The sequence below is a fragment of the Rhodoferax sp. genome (assembly GCF_028688795.1).
Classification (GTDB): Bacteria; Pseudomonadota; Gammaproteobacteria; order Burkholderiales; family Burkholderiaceae_C; genus Rhodoferax.
In genome coordinates this window covers 1-23,231 of sequence record NZ_JAQTXM010000044.1, presented here as the reverse complement: position 1 = coordinate 23,231, position 23,231 = coordinate 1, and the positions used below count along the sequence as shown (strand labels likewise).

The 23,231-nt window shown below is 50.3% G+C and carries 25 protein-coding genes; 17 read left to right on the top strand and 8 right to left on the bottom strand.

Features of this window, described 5'->3' with window-relative positions; genetic code table 11:
- The 5 genes from PHQ58_RS21320 to PHQ58_RS21300 form a co-directional block, all read left to right on the top strand.
- The coding region (locus PHQ58_RS21320) for a DEAD/DEAH box helicase family protein (protein ID WP_300115424.1) at positions 1 to 2,394 on the top strand (2,394 nt) is incomplete at its 5' end.
- 273 nt (positions 2,395 to 2,667) lie between these two features.
- On the top strand, positions 2,668 to 3,267 hold the full coding sequence (locus PHQ58_RS21315) for a hypothetical protein (protein WP_300115422.1): 600 nt from the start codon (positions 2,668 to 2,670) through the stop codon (positions 3,265 to 3,267).
- Positions 3,268 to 3,269: 2 nt separating this feature from the next.
- Positions 3,270 to 4,358, top strand: a complete 1,089-nt coding sequence (locus tag PHQ58_RS21310; protein ID WP_300115420.1) for an XRE family transcriptional regulator — start codon at positions 3,270 to 3,272, stop codon at positions 4,356 to 4,358.
- A 280-nt stretch (positions 4,359 to 4,638) separates the two neighbouring features.
- Positions 4,639 to 5,115 carry a hypothetical protein gene (locus tag PHQ58_RS21305; RefSeq protein ID WP_300115418.1) on the top strand — a complete coding sequence of 159 codons (477 nt, stop codon included), beginning with the start codon at positions 4,639 to 4,641 and terminating at the stop codon, positions 5,113 to 5,115.
- Between the two features lie 329 nt (positions 5,116 to 5,444).
- Positions 5,445 to 5,957 (top strand): hypothetical protein, encoded by a 513-nt coding sequence (locus PHQ58_RS21300; RefSeq protein WP_300115416.1) that lies wholly within the window; start codon positions 5,445 to 5,447, stop codon positions 5,955 to 5,957.
- Between the two features lie 260 nt (positions 5,958 to 6,217).
- Here PHQ58_RS21300 and PHQ58_RS21295 read toward each other — a convergent pair whose 3' ends face one another.
- Complete coding sequence (locus PHQ58_RS21295; protein WP_300115415.1) at positions 6,218 to 6,514, bottom strand: type II toxin-antitoxin system RelE/ParE family toxin; 297 nt, start codon at positions 6,512 to 6,514, stop codon at positions 6,218 to 6,220.
- Positions 6,502 to 6,789 carry a CopG family transcriptional regulator gene (locus PHQ58_RS21290; protein ID WP_300115413.1) on the bottom strand — a complete coding sequence of 96 codons (288 nt, stop codon included), beginning with the start codon at positions 6,787 to 6,789 and terminating at the stop codon, positions 6,502 to 6,504. The genes PHQ58_RS21295 and PHQ58_RS21290 overlap by 13 nt, the downstream gene beginning before the upstream one ends.
- Before the next feature lie 101 nt (positions 6,790 to 6,890).
- Between PHQ58_RS21290 and PHQ58_RS21285 the strand changes: the two genes are divergently transcribed.
- Both PHQ58_RS21285 and PHQ58_RS21280 read left to right on the top strand, forming a co-directional pair.
- Positions 6,891 to 7,472, top strand: a complete 582-nt coding sequence (locus tag PHQ58_RS21285; RefSeq protein WP_300115412.1) for a recombinase family protein — start codon at positions 6,891 to 6,893, stop codon at positions 7,470 to 7,472.
- 158 nt (positions 7,473 to 7,630) lie between these two features.
- Positions 7,631 to 7,906 carry a WG repeat-containing protein gene (locus PHQ58_RS21280; protein WP_300115410.1) on the top strand — a complete coding sequence of 92 codons (276 nt, stop codon included), beginning with the start codon at positions 7,631 to 7,633 and terminating at the stop codon, positions 7,904 to 7,906.
- A gap of 318 nt (positions 7,907 to 8,224) precedes the next feature.
- On the opposite strand, the gene PHQ58_RS21275 is transcribed toward PHQ58_RS21280, so the two are convergent.
- Positions 8,225 to 8,524, bottom strand: coding sequence for a DUF1902 domain-containing protein (locus PHQ58_RS21275; RefSeq protein ID WP_300115408.1), 300 nt, complete (start codon positions 8,522 to 8,524; stop codon positions 8,225 to 8,227).
- On the opposite strand from PHQ58_RS21275, the gene PHQ58_RS21270 reads away from it, so the two are divergent.
- From PHQ58_RS21270 to PHQ58_RS21250, 5 genes are all read left to right on the top strand, one after another.
- Positions 8,501 to 9,028, top strand: coding sequence for a thermonuclease family protein (locus PHQ58_RS21270; RefSeq protein WP_300115406.1), 528 nt, complete (start codon positions 8,501 to 8,503; stop codon positions 9,026 to 9,028). The genes PHQ58_RS21275 and PHQ58_RS21270 overlap by 24 nt on opposite strands.
- A gap of 105 nt (positions 9,029 to 9,133) precedes the next feature.
- Entirely contained in the window at positions 9,134 to 9,763 is a 630-nt protein-coding gene (locus PHQ58_RS21265; RefSeq protein WP_300115404.1) for a ParA family protein, read from the top strand.
- The gene (locus tag PHQ58_RS21260; RefSeq protein WP_300115402.1) at positions 9,760 to 10,047 is read left to right on the top strand and encodes a hypothetical protein; all 288 of its coding nucleotides are present in this window, start codon (positions 9,760 to 9,762) and stop codon (positions 10,045 to 10,047) included. Before PHQ58_RS21265 ends, PHQ58_RS21260 begins: the two co-directional genes overlap by 4 nt.
- 128 nt (positions 10,048 to 10,175) lie before the next feature.
- Complete coding sequence (trfA, locus tag PHQ58_RS21255; RefSeq protein ID WP_300115401.1) at positions 10,176 to 11,045, top strand: plasmid replication initiator TrfA; 870 nt, start codon at positions 10,176 to 10,178, stop codon at positions 11,043 to 11,045.
- 801 nt (positions 11,046 to 11,846) lie between these two features.
- The gene (locus PHQ58_RS21250; RefSeq protein WP_300115400.1) at positions 11,847 to 12,860 is read left to right on the top strand and encodes a DNA-binding protein; all 1,014 of its coding nucleotides are present in this window, start codon (positions 11,847 to 11,849) and stop codon (positions 12,858 to 12,860) included.
- Between the two features lie 95 nt (positions 12,861 to 12,955).
- On the opposite strand, the gene PHQ58_RS21245 is transcribed toward PHQ58_RS21250, so the two are convergent.
- The 5 genes from PHQ58_RS21245 to PHQ58_RS21225 form a co-directional block, all read right to left on the bottom strand.
- The gene (locus PHQ58_RS21245) at positions 12,956 to 13,240 is read right to left on the bottom strand and encodes a type II toxin-antitoxin system RelE/ParE family toxin (protein ID WP_300115398.1); all 285 of its coding nucleotides are present in this window, start codon (positions 13,238 to 13,240) and stop codon (positions 12,956 to 12,958) included.
- Positions 13,237 to 13,515 (bottom strand): antitoxin of toxin-antitoxin stability system, encoded by a 279-nt coding sequence (locus PHQ58_RS21240; RefSeq protein ID WP_300115396.1) that lies wholly within the window; start codon positions 13,513 to 13,515, stop codon positions 13,237 to 13,239. Before PHQ58_RS21240 ends, PHQ58_RS21245 begins: the two co-directional genes overlap by 4 nt.
- Before the next feature lie 187 nt (positions 13,516 to 13,702).
- A complete protein-coding gene (locus PHQ58_RS21235; protein ID WP_300115394.1) occupies positions 13,703 to 14,044 on the bottom strand; it encodes an H-NS histone family protein in 342 nt (113 codons plus the stop codon).
- Between the two features lie 412 nt (positions 14,045 to 14,456).
- Positions 14,457 to 15,785, bottom strand: coding sequence for a hypothetical protein (locus tag PHQ58_RS21230; RefSeq protein ID WP_300115393.1), 1,329 nt, complete (start codon positions 15,783 to 15,785; stop codon positions 14,457 to 14,459).
- Positions 15,786 to 16,591: 806 nt separating this feature from the next.
- On the bottom strand, positions 16,592 to 16,939 hold the full coding sequence (locus PHQ58_RS21225) for a hypothetical protein (protein WP_300115391.1): 348 nt from the start codon (positions 16,937 to 16,939) through the stop codon (positions 16,592 to 16,594).
- A gap of 634 nt (positions 16,940 to 17,573) precedes the next feature.
- On the opposite strand from PHQ58_RS21225, the gene PHQ58_RS21220 reads away from it, so the two are divergent.
- The 5 genes from PHQ58_RS21220 to PHQ58_RS21200 form a co-directional block, all read left to right on the top strand.
- Positions 17,574 to 18,035, top strand: coding sequence for a hypothetical protein (locus tag PHQ58_RS21220; RefSeq protein WP_300115388.1), 462 nt, complete (start codon positions 17,574 to 17,576; stop codon positions 18,033 to 18,035).
- A 53-nt stretch (positions 18,036 to 18,088) separates the two neighbouring features.
- Complete coding sequence (locus PHQ58_RS21215; RefSeq protein ID WP_300115386.1) at positions 18,089 to 19,849, top strand: class I SAM-dependent DNA methyltransferase; 1,761 nt, start codon at positions 18,089 to 18,091, stop codon at positions 19,847 to 19,849.
- Positions 19,846 to 21,186, top strand: a complete 1,341-nt coding sequence (locus tag PHQ58_RS21210; protein ID WP_300115384.1) for a restriction endonuclease subunit S — start codon at positions 19,846 to 19,848, stop codon at positions 21,184 to 21,186. The genes PHQ58_RS21215 and PHQ58_RS21210 overlap by 4 nt, the downstream gene beginning before the upstream one ends.
- A gap of 59 nt (positions 21,187 to 21,245) precedes the next feature.
- Positions 21,246 to 22,346, top strand: a complete 1,101-nt coding sequence (locus PHQ58_RS21205; RefSeq protein ID WP_300115383.1) for a DUF4268 domain-containing protein — start codon at positions 21,246 to 21,248, stop codon at positions 22,344 to 22,346.
- A 26-nt stretch (positions 22,347 to 22,372) separates the two neighbouring features.
- Positions 22,373 to 23,231: type I restriction endonuclease (locus tag PHQ58_RS21200; RefSeq protein WP_300115381.1), on the top strand; the 859-nt coding region annotated here is incomplete at its 3' end.

Below are 23,231 nucleotides of genomic sequence, written 5' to 3'. Positions count from 1 at the left end.
TGGGAACAGGTCTGGGCGCGGGAGAGCTGGCTGGAGATTCTGGGACGCTACCTGATCGCCCGGCGCGACAAGAAAAAACAGATTTCGTCTGTTGTCTTCCCGCGTTATCACCAGTTGGACGTGACCCGCAAGCTCCAAGTGGCGGTGTTGCGAGACGGGCCGGGCTGCAAATACCTGATTCAGCACAGCGCCGGTTCCGGTAAAACCAATTCGATTGCCTGGACGGCACACTTTCTGGCCGAACTGCACGACGCGCAAAGCAAAAAAGTGTTTGACACCGTGCTGGTGGTGTCCGACCGCAACGTGATTGACGCGCAGTTGCAAGAAGCCCTGTTTGATTTTCAGCGCACCACCGGCGTGGTGGCCACCATCACCAACCAGGACGGTAGCAAGAGCGGCAAGCTGGCTGAAGCCCTCTCTGGTGACAAGAAGATTGTGGTCTGCACCATCCAGACATTCCCTTTCGCGCTGGAAGCCGTGCGCAAACTGGCGGCCACCCAGGGCAAGCGTTTTGCCGTCATTGCCGATGAAGCCCACAGCTCACAAACAGGTGAAGCTGCCAGCAAGCTCAAGGCCCTGTTGAGTCCAGAAGAGTTGAAAGAGCTGAATGACGGTGGCGACATCAGCACCGAGGACATCCTGGCCGAGCAAATGGCCAACCGCGCTGATGACGGTGGCATCACCTTTGTGGCCTTCACCGCCACGCCCAAAAACAAGACCCTGGAGCTGTTTGGCACCCGGCCTGACCCCACTCGCAAACCCGCGCCCGACAACGTGCCCAAGGCATTTCACGTCTACTCCATGCGCCAAGCGATTGAAGAAGGCTTCATCCTGGACGTACTGCAGAACTACACGCCCTACAAACTGGCATTCAAGCTGGCCCAAGACGGTCGGGAGCTCGATGACAGGGAAGTCGAACGCAAAGCCGCCATGAAAGGCATCATGGGGTGGGTACGCCTGCACCCGTACAACATCTCGCAAAAAGTCGAAATTGTTGTCGAGCACTTCCGTGAATTCGTGTCCCCCCTCCTGCAAGGTAAGGCAAAAGCCATGGTGGTGGTCGCCAGCCGCCTGGAAGCTGTGCGCTGGCAATTGGCAATGGAGAGTTACATCAAAACCCATGGCTATCAGATCGGCACGCTAGTGGCGTTCTCAGGCGAAGTGACCGACCCGTTTTCCGGCACGGACGGCTTCACTGAAAACAGTTTTGCATTGAACCCCGGTCTCAAGGGCCGTGACATCCGGGAGGCATTCAAGGGTGACGAATACCAACTTTTGCTGGTGGCAAACAAGTTTCAGACCGGGTTTGACCAACCCTTGCTGTGTGGCATGTACGTGGACAAGCGCCTGGACGGCATTCAGGCCGTGCAAACCCTGAGCCGCCTGAACCGTGCCCACCCTGGCAAAGACACGACCTATGTGCTGGATTTTGTGAATGATCCCGAGGACGTGCTGGCCTCCTTCAAGATGTACCACACCACCGCTGAACTCAGCTCCACCACTGACCCGCACCTGGTGTTCGATCTAAGGGCCAAGCTGGACGCGGCGGGTCATTACGATGACTTTGAGGTGGATCGGGTGGTCGAGGTGGAGATGAACGCCAACGCCAAACAGAGTGAGCTGATCAAGGCACTGGAGCCGGTGCAAGACCGGTTGAAAAAACGCTACAAGGCGGCACAGGCATCGCTGGCGGCGGCAAAAGCCAAAGCAGATGCGACTGCCACCAAGACAGCACAGGACGAACTCGATGCCCTGGTGCTGTTCAAAGGTGACCTGGGTGCCTACTTGCGGCTCTACACCTTCCTGTCGCAAATCTTCGACTACGGCAACACCGGCATCGAAAAGCGAGCCATCTTTTTCAAGCGCCTCCTGCCCTTACTGGAGTTTGGCCGGGAACGCGAAGGCATCGACCTGTCCAAAGTGGTGCTGACACACCATGACCTCAAAGACCAGGGCAAACGTGACTTACCTTTGGGTGCAGGCGAGACACCCAAGATTGATCCCTTAAGTGGCGCAGGCGGTGGCAGCGTGCAAGACAAGGACAAAGCCCTGCTCAGGGAAATCATCGAGAAGGTGAACGACCTGTTTGACGGCGCACTCACTGACCAGGACAAGCTGGTCTATGTGAACAACGTCATCAAAGGCAAGTTGCTGGAATCTGAAAAATTGCGGCAGCAAGCGACCAGCAACACCAAAGAGCAGTTTGCCAACTCACCAGATTTGAAAACTGAATTGCTCAACGCCATCATGGGCGCGCTGGACGCCCATACGCTGATGAGCACCCAGGCGCTGAATTCCAAGTCGGTTCAAAGTGGGCTGAAGGACATTTTGCTCAACCATGCTGGGCTATATGAGACGCTCAGACAAGCTCAGGATGTTGGTGTGAATGCGTAAATGCGCATCGGACTTCAGAGGACGCTCAAAAAAGGCAGATCTGAATCATGGAGTGATTTGTCCTTCGCGTTACTGTCGAATTGCAGATGATGCAAATTCTTGCCGCGAAAACTGGCTGGAATCGCCATCTAACGGGTCCAGGAATCAGGAGACTAACCCCATCGGATGAGCCAATGACCCAAAAAAAGCAAGTTCAAAGTAATCGATCAGAAAAAGGTTGACGAAATTAAAATTTCGCACATAATTCATTGACGAAACAAGAATTTTGCACAAATGTTAACCTCAAAGCCTTCTGATTTCCAACCATCACTCAAAGACGAATACCTGTCTCAGGTCGCCAATTGGCTCCTCGATGAGTGGTATGCGACAGAAGATGACCTAGTCCGTGAAACCGACGGACCTTACACCCGTGGCACTACCCGCTTTGGTCGGCAGAAGCAACGTATCACAAATGAGTTTCTAAGCCAAAATCATATTTGGTTAGGTTTAGAAAACTGTGGAAATGATTTGGTTTTCACTATCGGCGGCATACCCTGTCGTTTTACCAATGACAGTGCAACCACACCAACCAAGAAGGCTGTGTTGGAGACTCATCGTTATCAAATGCCGCTTCTGGAAGAAGCTGAGCCCAACCATGCTGCACGGTTTTGTTTTGTGGTCGACTCTTCTTATGGGGGCGAAGAGAGTGAACCTAAGGTTTCACTGTTGGGATACAGCTCCACAAATATGTTGGTCTGTCAGTGGCAATCGGCCCAAAACGTTCGCACACTTACTAACATCAAGCAAGAGATGCCAGCGGCAGTAGAAATTGCCAAGCCGGTCGTTGTACCGAAACGACGTCTTGCAGACGATGACATCGCAGCGTCGGTTTAGAAATGATCGACGTACTTGGAACTAATATTAGACTTGCACGTCTTTTTCAAGGTCTATCGCTTGCAGATTTAGGTGAACGACTCGGTAAGTCCAAGCAGTTTTTGAGCAGAGTGGAGACGGGGGCAGAGCCTGTTTCAAGCGCGCTCGAAATTGCATTGGTGGAGGAACTCGGCATTCTTCCGGAGTTTTTACGCCAAATAGACCCCATGCCGTTAACCGATGAGCAGTGCCATTTTCGAAAGCAACTTACTACCAAAGTAGCACTGCGGCAATACGCTAGGGCACGTGGAGAGATGTTAAAGCGTCTTGTATTGGTCATGGATAGATACCTCGATCTACCAGCGTATGACATCGTAGAAACAGACCCCATCTCTGATGAAGCCATAGAACGTGGCGCAGAACAATGTCGCAGCCAGTGGGGATTAGGATTGGGGCCAGTTGGCAACATGACACGGGTAGCGGAAAACGCTGGGGCAGTGGTCATGCGAGTTAACGGGATGGCCACAGAAGTTGATGCCATTTCATTTGCGACTAAGAGACCGGTTATTGCATTGAATGGAAACGGTCGGTCAGCTTGTCGTACACGGTTTGGTATTGCACATGAACTCGGTCACTTTGCATTACACATTGGTGTACTCACAGGTGATCGTTTAACGGAAAGTCAAGCGAATCGCTTTGCTAGTGCATTCCTGTTACCACGAGCCTCCTTCATGGCCGAGTACCAGCGGGCACTTCGTAAGTCACGATTGAATTGGGACGGACTGAGTGAACTCAAGATGCGATGGGGCGTCTCCAAGGCTGCAATTCTTTACCGTGGGAAGCAACTCGGTGTTTTTACTGAAGAGCAAGTGCGATCTGGTTATATCGGATTGAATCGGCACGGCGAGGCAATAGAAGAACATGAAGACAAGAACATGGTGATTGAAACGCCGGAAGTGGTGTCTGATGGACTGCGTGTCATGACTGAGCAGCTAGGCATCCCTGTAGCAGCGGTTGCGCGCCAGATGTTTGTTCAACAGCGAGTGCTTGATGAACTTCTATGTTTAACCCCCTCTTCACAGTGTTCAAACATTGTGAATTTGTATTCATAATTTAATAGCGTGTGAGGATGGAAGTCTTTCCCAAAATTTCTGTACTGCCACGAAACCCGTCTCGCGATTCACTTACAGCGCACGTCATGTCTGCCTTTACAAGCGGCAGGTGAACGCAACTTAAATTAGCACTTAAGCCACCTTGGTTCTGGGTACAACTTCAGACTGCGAGCTTGGCGCAAAAAATTTGTACGAATTCATGGCTAATTTTCCGAATAAAAAATTCAATGGTGTCACCTACGATTTCGAGCACCTATTGTCGTTTTTTAAAAGAATTTCATTGAATGCGCGTGACACAGCACATGCTGACCTTCATGTCAGTTTCAGCATTCATTGTTTTACCGAAGAGTTCAACCAGACCATACACCTTGATCACCATACTTATACGCATGAAAACGAAACGCGTGCTTTTGAGTTGACCAGGTACAACTGTTCGTTGCAGCTGCCGACCCTGATCGACACCATGTTTAAGGGCAAGGTATACCGAGCGAAAAACAACAACTACACCTATGTTGCGCAGATTGCTTTGAATGGTCAAAGTCAACCCTATTCGATCTTCTTCGACTTGAAAAAAGATACCGGCGAGGTCAGTGTTGTTCCAACGCTAAGGATGTATGTACAGAGTGCCTACATGAAGCCGTTGCAAGTGAGCTCAAACGCAAGCAATTGGCGGTTTGGATCTTTGGCTGGACAAATTGCCGGGGTGTTCGAAAAGAGCGTGAAGAAAACGCGCCCGAAAAAGAAAAAGACGCCGTAGCGTCTTCCCTCGACCCAAATTTCTTCAGGTCACGCGAGCTTCTGTTACCCCTGCTGACCGCAGGACCCATTTCTGGGCAGCACGTTCGTATTGCACTCGCTCTCGAACCGTCTTGGCATAGATTATTGGCATCCTTAATCACGATTGCAAACCTAATCACTAAGAACATAGGACTGATAACGGAAAACGGAGTACGTGTTTTTTTGACGAAAATCTCTTAAGTTGTTGATTTATATAGTGTATATTGCAACGTTTGTTGCTGTTCACTTTGTTTTACAACACTATTAGATGCATGTAAAAGTTATTTTTTAAATTTATAGACTATTTAAATGAAAATTGACGAAATTAAAAGTAAAAAAACTGTTTCTGACCGCCGAAAAGCTATGCGTGAACGTCTTTGGCCAAGTGTCACCGATGCCCAACTCTGGCTACGAAAGCAGCGCACTGGTTTTACAACCATTCCTCGAACAATGCCGCTCATTGGACAGCTATTGGATCAACTGTCAGGGAAAGGATTTCCGTTGCTGAGTACATATTTGACACTTTGGTGTTGGGTCTTTGACGAAGCAATGGTTGAGATTAGGAATCCACGTGAAATGGCGTATGAGTCGGGATTCAGTGGGCCTCGTGCGGAAGTCACTTGGAAAAATCGAATGAAGCGACTGGAAGCCTTAGGGTTCATACAAGTGAAGCCGGGTCTTGCAGGGGAATTTCAGTACGTCCTGCTTCTAAATCCGCTGCAAAGAATTAAAGAGATCTATGCGGACAAGCCAGTCGATGCACTTTATAGCGCATTACTTGGAAGGTCAGCACAAGTCGGTGCTGATGATTTCGATAGCTAATCAAATTGGAGATATTCCAGGCTTTAGCGGGGCATAGTTAAAAGCTACTCAATTAGTGCTTTACTGCGTCAACGGCTGGTTCTAACAAACTATTTTTTTGACCCACCTGTGAATCAGCACCTAAATGTGTCCGTAAAACGGTCGTTTGACGGACACAAAAAACGGGCCATGAAAAGGCCCGTTTTTTTACTCGAAAGTGTCATTCAACTTATCCACAAATCAACGTCGGTGAAACGTCTGAGTTGTTGTCGTTTGCGACCCTATGTCAGCGGGTCGTCTTCCAGTTGGTGCTTGATGCGAACTATGAAGAGGTCGCCCCCTGGCTCATACCTGAACCGGGCGACATAGCCGCTGCTGCCAAAGTCAATGATGATTTCCCGAAAATGAATTAGGTCCGGCACCGGGCGGTATCTGTCCGGCAGGATGGCTGCTTTTTCAATTTCTGACCGAATGATGGAGATGGCTCGCTTGGCAACGTGCTTGTCTTTGGCACTCAGAAACTTGGCAAACCGAATGAGGTCGGCAACAGCCGCAGGCGTATAAATTATGCGTGGCATGCGGGTGGTGGCAACTCATCGTCTGTGAATAGGGACTCCAGCCACGGAACGATTTCATCGTGTGTGACATGCAAGCCTGTTTCCTTGTACTCGTTGTATGAGGCCATGCAGCTTTGATTGAAGGCGTACTCTCGCTCCTTCTGTTCAATCAGGGCGGTGATGGCTTCAGTGGCCAGTGAATGCGCTGTGCGCTTTTGCCGTGCAGCGATTTCCTTGAGCTTTTGTCTGGCGCCCGGCTCCAGCCTTATTGACATCGGGACAGTAGCGGTCGTCATGTTGCACACCTGCTGGGTTGTTATGTAGTGCAAAGTATAGTTTGTCACTACAAAATCAGGTAGCGATCTCCCTCACCTGCAAGGCAAGGTAATTCAAACGTATGAATAAGCGCATCGGTTACGCCCGTGTTTCGACCGACGACCAGAACCTGGACCTGCAGCGTGATGCGCTCACCCGTGCCGGGTGTCTCACCATCTATGAAGAGACAGCCTCCGGCAAGTCATCCAGCCGTGCCGAGCTGGAGCATTGCCGCAAGTCCCTGCGCTCAGGCGATACCCTGGTGGTGTGGCGGCTGGACCGGTTGGGACGGTCCCTGGCTGACCTGGTGAAGATCATCAGCGACCTGGAGCGCGAGGGCATCACGTTCGAGAGTCTGGGCGAGAAGATTGATACCGGCAGCGCCTCGGGCAAGCTGCAGTTCCATGTGTTTGCCGCACTGGCCGAGTTTGAGCGCAATCTGATTCGTGAACGCACCCTGGCGGGTTTGAGTGCGGCCCGGGCGCGGGGCCGGGTCGGCGGGCGAAAGCCCAAGCTGTCCGAAAAACAGATTCGGGAAATCAAATCACTTTTGGGCGACCCTGCAGCCCAGGTCAATGACATCGCCAAGCGCTATGGGGTGTCACGCACAACGCTTTACAAGCGGGTGGGGGTGGTGAGTCCGGTGAAAAATTTACCCGTCTGAAGGCACACCATCCCCCAAACGGGGGATGGTGTTATGTCCTTTCGTATGTAACCATTCATTGGGATTGCTTTTCACTTTTGCTAAAGACGGGATGACTTATTGAGCCTGGTGAAAGCCCATCCACATCAGATTTAGTGGTTCATGACGAAGAAATTTATATGCTGAAAAAATTATTGGTAATTGCAATATCCGCTTCCCTGCTTGTTCTTGGCGGCTGTCAATCGACCGGGCCAAAATACCAAAATGTCGGTTCTTACAGTGAAGGCCTGGCGCCAGTCCAATCAAGCAATGGGAAATGGGGGTACATCAACGAACGGCAAGGTTGGGTTATTCCAGCCAAATTTGAAGAGGCAAAGGAATTCAAAGGTGGAAGGGCTGCAGTCAAACAAAATGGCAAGTGGGGTTTTATCAACAAGCGCGGCGAGTGGCTTTAACCCGACGTATATCCCCCGTTTGGGGGATATACAAACGAGTAGTCAACTCCAAGCGCGTCTCAACGAAATGCTGTCACTGAGGCTGGTAATGTCTGTTTGGAAAAACTATATCTTGACAAATTGAACCGTTCAATAATTCAATTTTCTCCAATTAAATCAACAACTTAGCGAAAATTACCCCCAAAAAAACCCTTCTAATTTTTAGTTAGAAGGGTTCGTGTTTGCTCAAAAAGCGACTTAGATTGTCGCCAGGACGTGTTTTAGAACGTACTTTGCAATGCCTTGGCAACTGTCGTGTGTCTCTACTGAGAATGATGCTTAAGCCATGTCTGTGGCTGGCTGCATGTGAACCTTGACGACCAGGCAGGCGGGTACGGGCTGTGTTTTAGCCTCCAATTCATCCGTCACTGTCACAGTGATTGCTTTGATCCCCGGCAACTCTTCCAGGCTGAGGCGTCCATTCAATTCCAGCAGCTCGGGCACCATTTTTTCCAATTTGGTGGCTAGTGCTTCAAGAGTGTCTGATTCAGTGACAAGACCGGGCACATCATCTGAATAGGCAGACCAGACTTGTACATCGGAGTCCCAAATGGCTTGAACGAGGAATTGTTGTTTCATGGCGTCATCCTATCCATTCATCTCAAAGTCAGAAAACACCATGGCCAGTCATCTTCACTGGCGCTAGCCAGTGCCCTCACCCTTGCAAATGCCGCCACCATCACTGGTCGCGTGGTCGGTGTTGCTGATGGTGACACCGTGACCGTACTGGACGCTTCCAACACGCAACACAAGATCCGGTTGTCCGGCATCGACACACCTGAAAGAAAACAAGCCTTTGGCATGCGTTCAAAGCAAAGCTTGAGCGGCCTGGTATTTAACAAGCAGGTTTCGGTTGAGACTGACAGGAAGGACAGGTACCAGCGCGAAGTCGGGAAGATTCTTCTCCCTTCTGGTCAGGATGTGAACCTGGAGCAAGTCTCCCGTGGGTTTGCCTGGCACTACAAGGCCAACGACCGCAAGCTGTATGACTTCGCAGAGCAGGAGGCACGCGCTGGGCGGCGTGGGTTGTGGGGTGATGCTGTGCCAGTGCCACCCTGGGAGTTCCGGCGCGGCAGTCGATAAAACGAGGTGGGTTATAAGATAGCTATATATCAAGATAGCAAATTGAAAATCTGATTTATATAGAAATATAGCTATAATGATAGCTATATTTCTATAAGGAAAAATATGATTTATGCGGTCGTCAACACTAAAGGAGGGGTTGGTAAAACAACCACTGCGGTTCACTTGGCCACTATGCTGTCTCGTTTGGGCGAGACACTTCTAATTGACGGTGATCCGCAAGCCAGTGCGGCAAGCTGGGCCGCATGGCGGCGCGATAACCAGGCGCATGGAGCTAGTCCCACGACCACATGCCTAGCTGGCAAAGCCATCCTTACTGAAGGAAAGCAGTTAGCTGCCAAATACGCACATGTAGTGGTCGATGCTGGAGGGCGTGATTCTGTTGGCTTGCGTTCAGCACTTCTGCTGGCACAAATGGCCATTGTTCCGATCGGTGCGAGCAATCTTGATGCCGCGGCAATGACTGACTTGCTTGAAGTAGTCGAGTTGAGCCGGGACTACAACCCTGAACTTGATGTGCGTGTATTGCTGACACGCGTTGATCCGCGCAGTAAGGACACGGCAGAAATGATGGAGTTTTTGAACGAACAAAAACTGACCGTATTGCCTACAAAAGTTTGTGAACGTGTAGCTTTTCGCCGAGCAATAGGGGAGGGTGTCATCGTCCAGGAGCTGGGAAAAGATCAGTCAGCGATCGCTGAAATTGAAGCCTTTTTTCGCGAGGTGCAAGCGTGAAATCAAAACCCAACACAGACCAATTCATATTGAAAAAAGATCCAGTTGAATTTCTTGAAGGCGGAGCTGCAGATGCTTCGGACAGGTTGGATAAAAAGAAGAATAAAAATTCTGCTCCAGTAATTGAAGCTAAAGTGCATCGCGAGCAAAAAGTTTTTCGTCTGCCATTGGATCTGATTAATACTCTCAAGCGAGAGGCTTATGAGAGGTCGGTAGAAACTGGTTCACGAGTAACCGAAACAGAATTAGTCGAAAAATCTTTACGCTTGTTTTTTGATAAATGAAATTTAATTCAAAGAAATTTCATTTGCCATATAAAAATTATCTAGAACTAATATTAATCCCCGAAAAATCCAAAATTTTTATTTAAGTATGAATCTCTATGCTTATTAAGCGTACATATGAAGAAAACATGGCTCTTGCCAAGTTGCGCGGACAGTCAAAAGAGCCTGTTGAACTTTCTGAACTGGGAGCGCCAGGCGCACTCGTTGAATCAGCTTCCTTTGATACACCGGAGCAGTTGCCACTCTGGCCAGAGCCAGTAAGAGGCGTTCCCAACAGCGTACTTCGGTCTGCACTATTTGGAATTGTTCAACGTGGTCGCCGTGCATTCCAACAGCGAGTCAAGAAAGCCAGCGTAGATGGAGTACTAATTATTCATACGGGGCCAACACTCGATCAAGGCGATTTGGACGTTTGGGAACAAACATTGCACCTCGCTCGGATCAGTGGCTTGGGGACACGAATTCAATTTTCAGCAAATGGATTTTTAAAAGCGATTGACAGATCTACAGGTGGCAAAGATGCCGATTGGCTTAAAGGAGCGTTCGCACGGTTGGCATCGTCTGTAGTGGAAATACAGGACAACAAAAAATCATACTTTGGGCCGATGCTTATCGGCGGAGCGAGGAATGACGAGAGTGGGCGATATGTAATCGAAATGAACCCTCCAATTGTCAAGCTCTTTGGCGCTGATGGGTGGTCAAAGATTGAATTCGCAGAACGCAGGGCACTTAGAAAGCAACCGCTCGCGCAATGGCTTCACGGCTTTTACTCTACTCATGCGAGACCATTCGCGTTCAAAGTTGAAACTATTTCTAGATTGAGTGGGAGTGAAAACCAATCACTTAAGAGCTTCAAACAAGAACTAAGTGAAGCACTTCTAAAGCTAAGCGAAATAACAGGCTGGACATGTGACATAGATGACGCAGACCTCGTGAGAATTGATAAAAGAACCGCGAAAAAATTCGCCAACAAGGTGCAAAAGTTATCCACAAAGTAACGGGATAGCGCCTACCAAATCACGGGATAGCGCCTACCAAATCACGGGATAGCGCCTACCAAATCACGGGATAGCGCCTACCAAATCACGGGATAGCGCCTACCTGTCCACAGGCCAGAAAAAGCTGGGAACCCGCATGGATGCTAGGTTTTAGCTGATCCAAAAAACCAAGCTAATCATTTTTTAATCATTCTTTAAAAAGTTAACCGCGTGCGTGCGCGAGAAACTAAAAATAACAGTCCCCCACAGGGGAAGTGACAGACCCCCTGGTCAAGGTGGCACTTCGTGTCCACCTCTCCGCCGTGCCGCCCGCCTGCGGCTCCTTGCTGCTAACCCCCCGACCCCCTCTGCACGAGGGGGAGAAACATCCAGTTGGGCAAAAAGTCAGGGGTGGCAACGACCTCAGAAAAGCACTCTCAATTCAAAACCTGACATCAACGCCTGAGCTTTTAAACGCGGAGTCGCCTGCAAGCACGTCAGAACCCATGCTCCAGCGACCTTTGCGAACTATCCAAGGGGGTAGGTAGGGTTGTGGCGTTTTCCGCTGCTCCAGCGCGTTTAAATCGATTGCTCCTTTCTTTTCCTGCCAGGTGGGTGGTTTGGGCGGAATTCGGCTTGCTGCAGTCGGTTTTGCCGACTTGGCCGGGTTTGGCGCTGGCCGAACTGACAGCAAGACGAGAAATTGTGGCTGGTTGGTGTGTTTAATTTGTTTTTTTATTAGTTCGTTTCTTTGTTTGTTGTGTTAAAATCTCTTTTGTCCATCATTCATTCCCCCTTTTTCAAACTTTCAGGAGATTTGCCATGCGTCCCGTTGAGTTCCCCCCCGAGTTGGTTATCAGTGCCGGTCAGGATTTACAGGCGTCAGGCCGCAACATCACTGGGTTTGCCTTGCGCCAGAAGGTGGGTGGGGGGAACCCCACCCGGTTGAAGCAGGTGTGGGATGAGCATCTGGCCAGTCAGTCAGTAACCCGTGCGGAGCCGGTGGCCGAGTTGCCGGTTGAAGTGGCTGAAGAGGTGGCGCTGGTGACCAAGGAGCTGACCCAGCGCCTGGGGGCGCTGGCGGTGGAGCTGAACGACAAGGCGGTCAAGGCCGCAGAGCGGCGGGTGCATGAGGTGGTGCATTCTGCGGGAGAACAGCGTGCCCAGGCGGAGATTGAGCTGGCCGATGCGGCGCAGACTGTGGAAGACCTGGAGGGAAAGGTGGATGTGTCTACAGCCCAGGTGACGTTGCTGGAGGGCAGGCTTGCGGAGTTGCAGGCAAACCATCAGGCGCAAGCGGTGGAGCTGGCCCAGGTGCGGGAGCGTTTGACACTGACTGAGCAAGCGGCCAAGGGTGCAGCCGACCAGCAGGCAGCGGAGCTGGCCCGCATGGTGGTCAGCATGGAAACAGAACGCCAACGGCATGCCCAGGATGCTGCCCAACAAGCGGCAGAGCTGGCCCGGATGACGGCAGGTATTGAGGCCGAGCGTCAGCGCCATTCAAAAGAGGTTGACCAGCTACGGGCGGACGTGGCGGAACAAAAGAGATTCAGTGCGGGAGTGGCGACCGAGCGTGACCAGGTACGGGGTGAACTGGTGGCAGTGCAGGCCAGGGCCGAGGCCATCGAGCTGGCCCGCCAGGAGCAACGCACCACGGCGGAGCTGGAGGTCAAGCGTGTGGGTGGCCGTCTGGCCAAGGCCGAAGCGGGTCAGGAGAAGTCGCACCAGGAGGCCAGTGCGGCACGGGAGGATGCGGCCAATCTGCGCGGCCAGATTGAGGCGATGAAGGTTCAGGTGGCGGAGTTGATGCAGGTGCTGGCGGCACGCAAAGACTAAGCCATCGTGCGCGCTTAATTTAATTTGATATCAAACCAAACAATGTGAAATGACATCATGTGATGTCATGAATTTGTTCCTGCCAGGTACGGCAGTCAAGACTTGACCGGGGGCCAGCGCCGGGCTGTGTGAACCAAGGTCAGTATCCATACCGTGTCGCTGACAATTTCGTACACCAGGCGGTAATGCTCGTGCGCCACCAGCTCACGGGTGCCAGGAACTTTGCCAGGACGACCCAGCTTGGGGTGCTCGACCAGACGACTGGCGCAGTCGCTGAACAGTTCATCCATGCGGACAGCGGCGAGCGGGTTATCGGTGGCGATGTAGTCCCAGATATCAATACGGTCTTGCAGGGCTTCGGGCGTCCAGACAACCTTCACCCTTGAGCCGCCACTTTGGCGCGTCGTGCCGCAAACTGTGCCTCCACCTCCTCATTGGAAACCCCTGTCCCAGCCTGCATCGAGGTGCGTGCCGCCTGAACCTTCTGCGCCAGGAAGTCGTCGTACTCGCGCGCCTGGCGCTGGCGATCAACAAACTCTCGCATCAATTCCCGCAGGATTTGGGAGGCAGGACGGTGGCTGGCCTGGGCCTCGCTCATGAAAGCTTCCCGCAAATCGGGCTCCAACTTCATGGTGAAAACAGCTTCTTTTGACATGAGCAAACCTCCAAAATACATACTAACGAAGTATGTATTTTGTCATCACTTTGGCGGTAAAGCAGTTACCCCCGTGTTGTGTGCCCAAGCTTGGGGATAAGTCACCGCACAAGCGGTCAAACCGTTGCACCGCCTGAATTTGCCGACACTGCCTTAAAAACAGGCAGTGCGAACCCAAGTCAAACCTTTAAGCCAGGACAGGCTGCACCAGGAAGTTGGACAGTGATTTTCCAATTTCCAACTCAGCCGTCAGCCAGCGCGGTTTGAGTCCACGGCCAGACCAGGTATTGCCGTTGTCGTCACGGTATTTGATTTCCGCCTTCTTGCTGGACTTCACTGAAACTGATTTCGCAGACTTTTCCACCTTGTCCTTGTCCGAACAGAACACCAGATCCGACGCCTTCAGATTGAACGAGTTAATGATTGCCTGGGCGTCAGAAACCGCCTTGCTGTGTTGCTCCAGGCGCATCTGATCGGCCTTGGCCGTGAGTTCAGCAATCTGGGCTTCGATTTCTGAGAGAGTAGACATTGATAATTTCCAAAATATTGTGTTTTTCTGAACCCGACATGAATCCAGCAGAGATATTGTAAAACAAAATATAAAAAACAATATTGTAAATCTTAGATGCCGTTGCACTATCTTGCTTTTATTCAGTCACCTCCGTCTCTTTTTCCTCTTGGATAGCGAAAAAAAACAACACAGAAGCATTGGTTTTCATAACAAATCGAAAGGAATGCTAGGAAAGCTTGTATCGATAAAAGGATTTGGATGGGTCTACCGCATGATAAAAAGCAATATGAGTGCTTGTAGGTTGAAAGAAAGACTAATTTTTCTGTGTCTGATAGAGCCTTTAATTAATATGGCTCTAATTATTTTTAGATAATAAAAATTATCTATTGGTATAAAAGGTAATTTATAGCCAAGATTTATATTTCTACGACTATAGGTCATCAATACTGCCGACTATTTCTATGAATGAGGCGCGGCGATTTTCCTTATGCCATTTTTGTTTGAACCATGATCTATATTCTTGGGTTCTTTGCAGTAACCTTTTTGCTTCAGATTTAGCGGTGTCAACATCGATCGCTTCAAGTGAAGTAGAGAGAAATGGAGCATGATAGGATGAATATTCTTCATGAGATGAGAATTCCTGCGTTGATTCCTCACGGCTCATTTGAATTTTCCAAGAATTCGAAACTCTTTCATTTGCTTTCCATATAAATACGTTAAAAGGAAATTTGTATTTATAATCTGCTAGGGTCACAAATTTTAAGGAGTTACCACCGAGTCTTTCACTTACATCTGGAATATATGATATATAGTTTCCGTTGCGCCATGACCAATCATTTCCGAGTAAGTATTTAGATAATGCAACTTCCCAGCATGGCTTAATCTCAACGCTTTTCTCCGAAAAACCAAGAACACTTCCTCCTTCACAGGTCAGCTCGAAGACTAGAAGCGAAATCGATTGATCTCCTATCATCTGAGCTTGGAGCTGTGGCCTGATAGCGTCAAGATGGCTTATTCTTTTTCTACCCATTACATCTTTTGTTGGCAAGTCCTCAAATACCAATCCGATCTCTTGAACAGGAATATGAATGGTTTGTAAGGAGTTATCAATTTCCTCTTGAAAAGCATAACTAATACCAGAGGCGCCTATTATCGAAAAGTTACGGCATAACGTACGCATGTTCTCACCGTACTTTCTGGATCTCTCGACCTCGATTGCCATCCACTTTTTATTTTTAAGTAAAACCAATCCATCGGGAATTTTTTGTCCTTTTTGTTGGTTCATCTCTGCAATTTCTTGTTCGGTCTTAATCGCATGTCCACGACCTAGCGCCAATGTTAAGAATCCTGCAGCCAATAGATCATGTTCAAAAGTTAGTTTGGTTGGGAGCCAAAGCTTTTCCTTGTTTTTTCCAGAAGTCTCAACAAAGTCCCCAACTCTTTTACCAGTGGTCGCATCCGGCACACCGCGTTCGATCAGAAAGTCCGCACCAATCTGTGAAAGTACGTATGCATATCCGTAATGCAATGGCAATTTTCTTTGGATCACATATCCCCTATCCAGCCACTTTTTGCAAATTCTCGCGCCAGATATGTGCCTGGATTTAAGGGCGTTGGGCCATAAAACATTGCCTATTTCACGCGGCCTAAGCCATTTAAAGCGGTGGATTGCGGTCAATCCAACGATGTCGTTGCGAAGACTCACCTCACGTGGCGTTAGTCCGCTAGCGTCTTGTTCTGAGGGGGGCGGTACGGTCATTACATGCTAAAGAATGTGATAAAAAACCTGTTCATTGTCACTGAACACTATGTTTATCATGTTACTTTAGCAGGTCGTGACCATGATTCATTTGCTGTCGCAAATGTCTACGCGGCCAGTGGCCGCTGCGTGTAAAAGCTTTGACCGCAAGGCCACTGCGTGGTTTTGCTGTCGCAAAATTCCCTTGCTTTGAGTGCTGGACGCACTCAATCAAACTTTTCCTTTGCCTTTCGGCTTCGCCTCCAGCGCATGTCTGAAGACATGCTCGGGGTCCCACGCCTACCGGCGGGCAACCCGCTTTCAAGCTCGACCTGTACGGTCTTCTCTTTTGAAACCAGGTTGCCCGCCGCTTTGCTATGGGGACGGGCTGCGCCCCCACACCAAACCGACACGCTTGGGCGTGTCTAAACCTCGACCGAGGGCCTTCTGGCCCTGCCCTGGCGGGCACCCCCTCTGGGGGTCGTTGTCGATGTTTTTTGGTGCGGCCCCCCCTCGGCCATTGCCGACCCATCAGTCCGGGCAAGCCGGACGTGACGGGCCCCCGGCATGTCCGAGCTACGGCTGACGCCTGCGCCCCATGTACCTCGGCCTGAACGGCCTTGGCACGGGCCCCCTGTCACTAAAAAATAAATAAAATTTAGTCCAAAAAAAAGGCCCGTATAAAGCGGGCCTTTGAAGTAATGATATATCATTGATTTTATTTAATAATAAATGCATGATATAAATTATCAATGTAAAAATTTTATTGAATATATTTAATAATATTCTTGATCATAATTTGGTATAGCTGAATAGTTAATTAATCATCAATCCAAAGTTTTCAATAAAAAATTCTTTTTTGATTTAAGATTTATTTCTGTTAAATTTGATGATATATATTTAATTTCATGGAAAGACCATGAAATATATTCATTTATTAAGTGTTCAAAATCATCTCTATCGATTATTTCAGATCCTTTTCTTTGAGAAAGGCCATCCAAAAATAATAGATATGCTTTCATTCTTACGTTGAAGTTTTTTAATTCTGATAATTTGCATTTTAAAAGAGACTTTTTATACTTATTTTCTTTCTGAGAATGTGGATCATATTTAATAAATATCTTAAAATCTCTTAATTTATTTTCAAATTTATCTGTATTCAACGTCAGTTTCATAGCTTTACTTTCATGAGATTGCGAGTTCAGTTCTGACTTTCAGTCAGAACTGAACTCGCAACAAATCCATGAAGGTGTTCTTTTTAAGAGCCAACGCGAGCGGAATTTTGATGACTGACTAGCAAATGTCAGTTCGAAAAAAAGTCTTTTTGAGGCTCTTGGATAAATGGTCTCAGCTGATGACGTTTGAGTCGTGTAACCCTTGCCCTTTTTCAATGTATCCAAAGAAGTTCAAATCTCAAAATTTGAGCACCTGCTTAAAAAGTCATAACTAAGAAAAGTTTACAAAGTAGATTTGTTTCTAGTGTTGCCATGCTGGCCAACTCGAGGATATTTGTCGTAATTTGGTAATGGCTATCTGATAAAATAGGTTAAAAAAATCACTGTTTATCATGTTAGGCAGTACACTCCATATTTATTTCTGTAGTTGAGCGCAAATATCTGAAAGTAAAGGGATATTATTTATTCATTGAATTAATTATTCAATGACTCTTGGTAATGGATGGTGGCCTATTGCTCAGCCAAGGCACTAGTAACAAGTAGCCAAGCTTGGTTGAGCAGTATGCATTACATTCTTGTTAAACGGATTAAGGCCTTCTGCTGTAGCGTGTCAGTTAACTTTTTGGGTATCTCAATGACATTTGATCTACGCACTGCTTTACCAACGATTCTTCCTAAGGCGATAACTTGGGCTGAAGCTCATTGCTTGTCTATTTCACAGGTAGGGCAACCTTTAAAAGAGACTCTGCTTGCTGTTGCGAGAAGTGTTGGGGTCTTATATCCCGACCGTATTCGTATCGCTGAAGTGCCGTCTTTGCCGCTACCGGAAGACGCTGAACTGAGAGAGGCGGCTCTTGCCACCGGGCTGCTCGGTCCCGACATGATTGGTCTAACTCTTGGGTATGGCATATACGTGTGCCATGGCCATGACAACATCAGATTGCTGTCGCATGAGTTTCGGCACGTTCATCAATACGAACAGGCCGGTTCTATTGCTTCCTTTCTACCTGCCTATTTACAACAAATTGTTTCTGTCGGGTACGCTAATGCCCCATTCGAAATAGACGCCAGAGCCTACGAGCGGAATCACGCTTAACTGAGCCAAGTAAGTTAAACCCGATCCACCCAGGCGATTCCCAATTTAAAAATATGGCTACCCAAAACACAAACCTTTCATCCTTTATCTGGTCCGTCGCCGACTTGTTACGCGGCGACTACAGACAGTCCGAGTACGGCAAAGTTATCCTGCCCTTCACGGTGTTGCGTCGTTTGGACTGTGTGTTGCAGGCCACTAAGGTGGAGGTTCTGGCGGAAAAAGCCTTGCGTGAGAAAGCAGGGTTAAACCCCGAGCCGTTCCTGTTGCGCAAGTCCGGCCAGTTCTTTTACAACACGTCACCCCTGGACCTCAAAAAGCTCATGGGCGACCAGGACCACATTGGTGAAAACCTGCGGGCTTACATGCAGGCCTTTAGCCCAGCCGTCCGTGACATCTTTGAGAGTTTTGAGTTCCACACCCAAATCGACAAACTCGCCAAGTCTGGCCTGCTTTACATGGTCACGGAGAAATTCGCCACCATCGACCTGCATCCTGATGTGGTCAGCAATGCCGAGATGGGAACAGTTTTTGAAGAACTGATTCGCAAGTTTGCCGAGCTGTCCAACGAAACCGCAGGTGAACACTTCACTCCGCGTGAGGTCATCCGCCTCATGGTCAACTTGTTGTTCATTGAAGACGACGCCGCCCTGACCAAACCCGGCGTGGTGCGCAGCCTGTACGACCCCACCGCAGGCACGGGCGGCATGCTCAGCGTGGCGGGTGAGCATCTGGCCAGCCTCAACCCAGATGCCCGGTTGGTGATGTACGGCCAAGAGCTCAACCCTGAGTCGTATGCCATTTGCAAGGCCGACATGCTGATCAAGGGTCAGGACATCGCCAACATCATCTTTGGCAACACCCTGTCTGCGGACGGGCTGAATGGCAAAGTGTTTGACTACAGCCTGTCGAATCCGCCGTTCGGTGTGGAGTGGAAAAAGATTGAGAAAGAAATTCGCAAAGAGGCTGAAACCATGGGTTTCAATGGTCGTTTTGGACCCGGCTTGCCACGGGTCAGCGACGGTTCACTCTTGTTTTTGCTGCACCTGGTGGCCAAGATGCGCCCCGCCGTGGATGGTGGCAGCCGGTTTGGCATCGTCTTGAATGGCTCACCCCTGTTCACGGGGGGCGCTGGCAGCGGCGAGAGCGAGATTCGCCGCTACATGCTGGAAAGCGACCTGGTTGAGGCCATCATCGCCCTGCCCACTGATATGTTTTACAACACCGGCATCAGCACTTATGTGTGGATTGTCAGCAACCGCAAGCCCGCCGCCCGCAAAGGCAAGGTCCAACTGATTGACGCCAGCAGCTTCTGGCAGAAGATGCGCAAGAGTCTAGGCAGCAAGCGCAAGGAGCTGAGTGCCGAGCACATTGACGACATCACCCGCCTGTTTGGTGACTTCAAAGAGGTGAGCCGCCAGGTGGACGGCAGCCCGGTGCCGATCAGCCGAATCTTTGCCAACGACGCCTTTGGTTATCACACCATCACCGTCGAGCGGCCAGAACGAGACGAGGCAGGCCAGGTGGTGCTGGGCCTCAAAGGCAAGGGCAAAGGCAAGCCCGTTGCTGATACCAGCCTGCGCGACACTGAAAACGTGCCCTTGAGCGATGACATTGCCGCCTACTTCAAACGCGAAGTGCTGCCCCATGCGCCCGATGCCTGGATTGACACCGAAAAGACCAAGGTGGGTTACGAGATTCCGTTCAACCGTCACTTTTATGTCTTCAAGCCACCGCGTGCGCTGACCGAGATCGACGCGGAGCTGAAGGGCGTGACCGACCGCATTCTGAACATGATCAACGGGTTGACGGCATGAGCTTCCCGCGATACCCGAAGTACAAGGACAGTGGTGTGGAGTGGCTGGGGGAGGTACCGGGGCATTGGGAGGTAAAGCGGCTCAAACAAACATGCCATGTTTACCCAAGCAACGTTGACAAGAAGTCATACGACGGTGAAACGCCGGTGCAGTTGTGCAATTACACCGACGTCTATTACAACGACACCATACTTGCAAGTACGGACTTCATGGTTGCCACGGCCACGGAAGACCAGATTGCAAAGTTCACTCTTCAAGCTGGTGACACAATCATCACGAAAGACTCGGAGACTGCTGACGACATAGCGATTGCCGCTTACGTTCCAGCCGACCTGCCCGGAGTCGTCTGCGGTTATCACTTGTCCATGATTCGCCCAACAAAGGACGCCAACGGCGCATTTGTAAAGAGGCTTTTTGATTCAACTTACGTTAAGTCGTGTGTGGCTGTTCGGGCAAACGGTCTTACCCGTGTCGGGCTTGGTCAGTACGAAATTGACAATCTTGATTTGCCATTTCCACCCCTCCCCGAACAAACCCAAATCGCAGCCTTCCTCGACCGAGAAACCGCGAAGATTGATGCGCTGGTGGCAGAACAGCGGCGGCTGATGGTGTTGCTGAAAGAAAAGCGCCAGGCTGTCATCTCTCACGCCGTCACCCGGGGCCTGAACCCAGATGTCCCCATGAAGCCGTCAGGTATTGAATGGCTGGGGGATGTGCCGGAGCATTGGGAGGTGCTGCCAATCAAACGAATTGTTTCTGTGCCAATCACTGATGGCCCACATGAGACGCCCAGCTTTATTGATGAAGGTGTGCCATTCGTTTCAGCAGAAGCTGTTTCGTCGGGCTGTATCAACTTTTTGAAGGTGCGGGCCTGTATATCGGAGGAAGACAATGCCCGATATTCCTTGAAATACGCACCCAAACTGCATGATATTTACATGGTCAAGTCAGGTGCAACAACTGGTATTACCGCCATCGTTGAAGACCGTACTGATTTCAACATCTGGTCGCCACTTGCGGCTATTCGGTGCAATGAGGATTCGGTGCCGCACTTCGTGTTGAATTTCATGCGGTCAAAGCACTTCCAAGAAGCAGTCACGCTCAATTGGAGTTTTGGAACACAGCAAAACATCGGGATGGGTGTGATTGAAAACCTTGCATGCACCGTCCCCCCTGTAGCTGAGCAGCGTGAAATCGCTCAGACGCTGAAAAATGAGATCGCCAAATTCGAAACCCTTACCACCGAAGCCCAACGCGCCATCGACTTGCTGCGAGAACGCCGAACCGCGCTCATCTCGGCTGCTGTCACTGGCCAGATTGACGTGCGAGGTGCTTAGATATCCTTAAGACCGCCGGGCTTAAACTTGCCTCATTAAAAAACCAGGGAGAACCGCGAATGCCGCTTTACCAAGTCAATTCTGGCCGCCTGACAGCTTTGCCGCCCACAAACTTCGTGGCCGAAAGATTCATGGAGCGCAAAGACCTGCAGCAGCTGCTGCGCGCCGACATCGCATCGTTGGGTGATGAATTGATGGTCATAGGTGAAGAGTTTGGCGATTGGGAGGACAGTAAACGCCGAATAGACCTGCTGTGCCTGGACAAAAAGGCCAACTTGGTGGTGGTTGAAATCAAGCGAACTGAAGACGGCGGCCACATGGAGCTGCAGGCTATTCGTTACGCCGCGATGGTGGCAAGCATGACACTGGATCGCAGCATTGCCTCTTATGCGCGTCTGCTGCGTGGCGACGACGCCAAGGAACGGGCCACCAAAGAGATTTTGGATTTCCTGGAAGCCGACTCGGTTGATGAAATTGAGCTTACAGGCGAGGTACGCATTATTTTGGTGTCTGGCGACTTCTCGTCTGAATTGACCACGGCGGTAATTTGGCTTAACAAACGCAATATTGACATTACCTGCATCCGCTTTCAGCCCTATAAGCTGGGCGACACCATGCTGATTGACGTGGCGCAGATTATTCCGTTACCTGAAGCCGCTGACTACGAAGTCAAGGTGCGCGAACAGGAGCAGGAAGTTCGCAAAGTTCGATCCGTTCGCCAGGACTTCTTCAGAAAGTTCTGGTCGCAACTGATAGACCGCTCAAGGTCCAGCACCCAAATACTTGCAAACAGAAGCACATCGTCCGACCACTGGCTGTCCGCTGGTATTGGTCGCTCTGGCTTTAGTTTGAATTTATCCTTGACCGAGGACCGGGCCAGGGTCGAGTGCTACATACGCGATGGCAATAAACCCGATGAATGGAACACTGCAGCCTTTGAAGCACTTAAAGGTCAACTGGAAACCATCGAGACGAGCTTTGGCCACAGCCTGAACTGGGATGACTTACCTGGGCGAAAAGGATGTCGAATTTCGTTTGACATACCCGGTGGCTGGAGGACGCCTGCAGAGGGGTGGATTGACCTGCAGGATCAACTGATCGCAGAGCTGGTTCGATTCGAGGCCGCCCTGCGTCGGCCAATCCAGCAACTGGCAATCTAAGTCGCTGGGCACCAATGACAATCGCTATGAGCCTGCACAAAGAAATCAGCTTCGAGTCCGAAATCTGCCACCACCTGTCACAGAACAACTGGCTATATGCCGACGGTGACGCTGCAGGCTACGACCGCGCCCGCGCCCTATTGCCCGCCGATGTATTGGCATGGGTGCTAGCCACCCAACCGAAAGCGTGGGAGATCCTGAATAAAAATCATGGGGCAAAGGCTGCAGAAACACTTTTAACGCGCCTGCGTGACCAGCTCGATCAGCGTGGCACGCTCGATGTGTTGCGCCATGGTATTGAACTGCTGGGCCTCAAAACCCCCCTGACCCTGGCCCAATTCAAACCGGCACTGGCCATCAACCCCGACATCTTGGCCCGGTATGCGGCCAACCGCCTGCGCGTGGTGCGTCAGGTGCGTTATTCGCTGCACAACGAGAACAGTATTGACCTGGTGCTCTTTTTGAACGGCTTGCCGGTAGCCACGGTGGAGCTCAAGACGGACTTCACCCAGAGCATTGGGGATGCGATTGACCAATACCGTTTTGACCGCCACCCCCGCTCCAAAGGCCAGTCACCCGAGCCATTGCTGTCTTTTCCCAGTGGCGCCTTGATCCACTTTGCCGTAAGCAACAAGGAAGTGGCCATGGTCACCAAACTTGATGGCCCGGCCACAGTGTTTTTGCCGTTCAACCTGGGTGATGACGGTGCAGCGGGCAACCCGGTCAACCTGGCAGGAGGGCATCGCACCGCTTACTTGTGGGAACAGGTCTGGGCGCGGGAGAGCTGGCTGGAGATTCTGGGACGCTACCTGATCGCCCGGCGCGACAAGAAAAAACAGATTTCGTCTGTTGTCTTCCCGCGTTATCACCAGTTGGACGTGACCC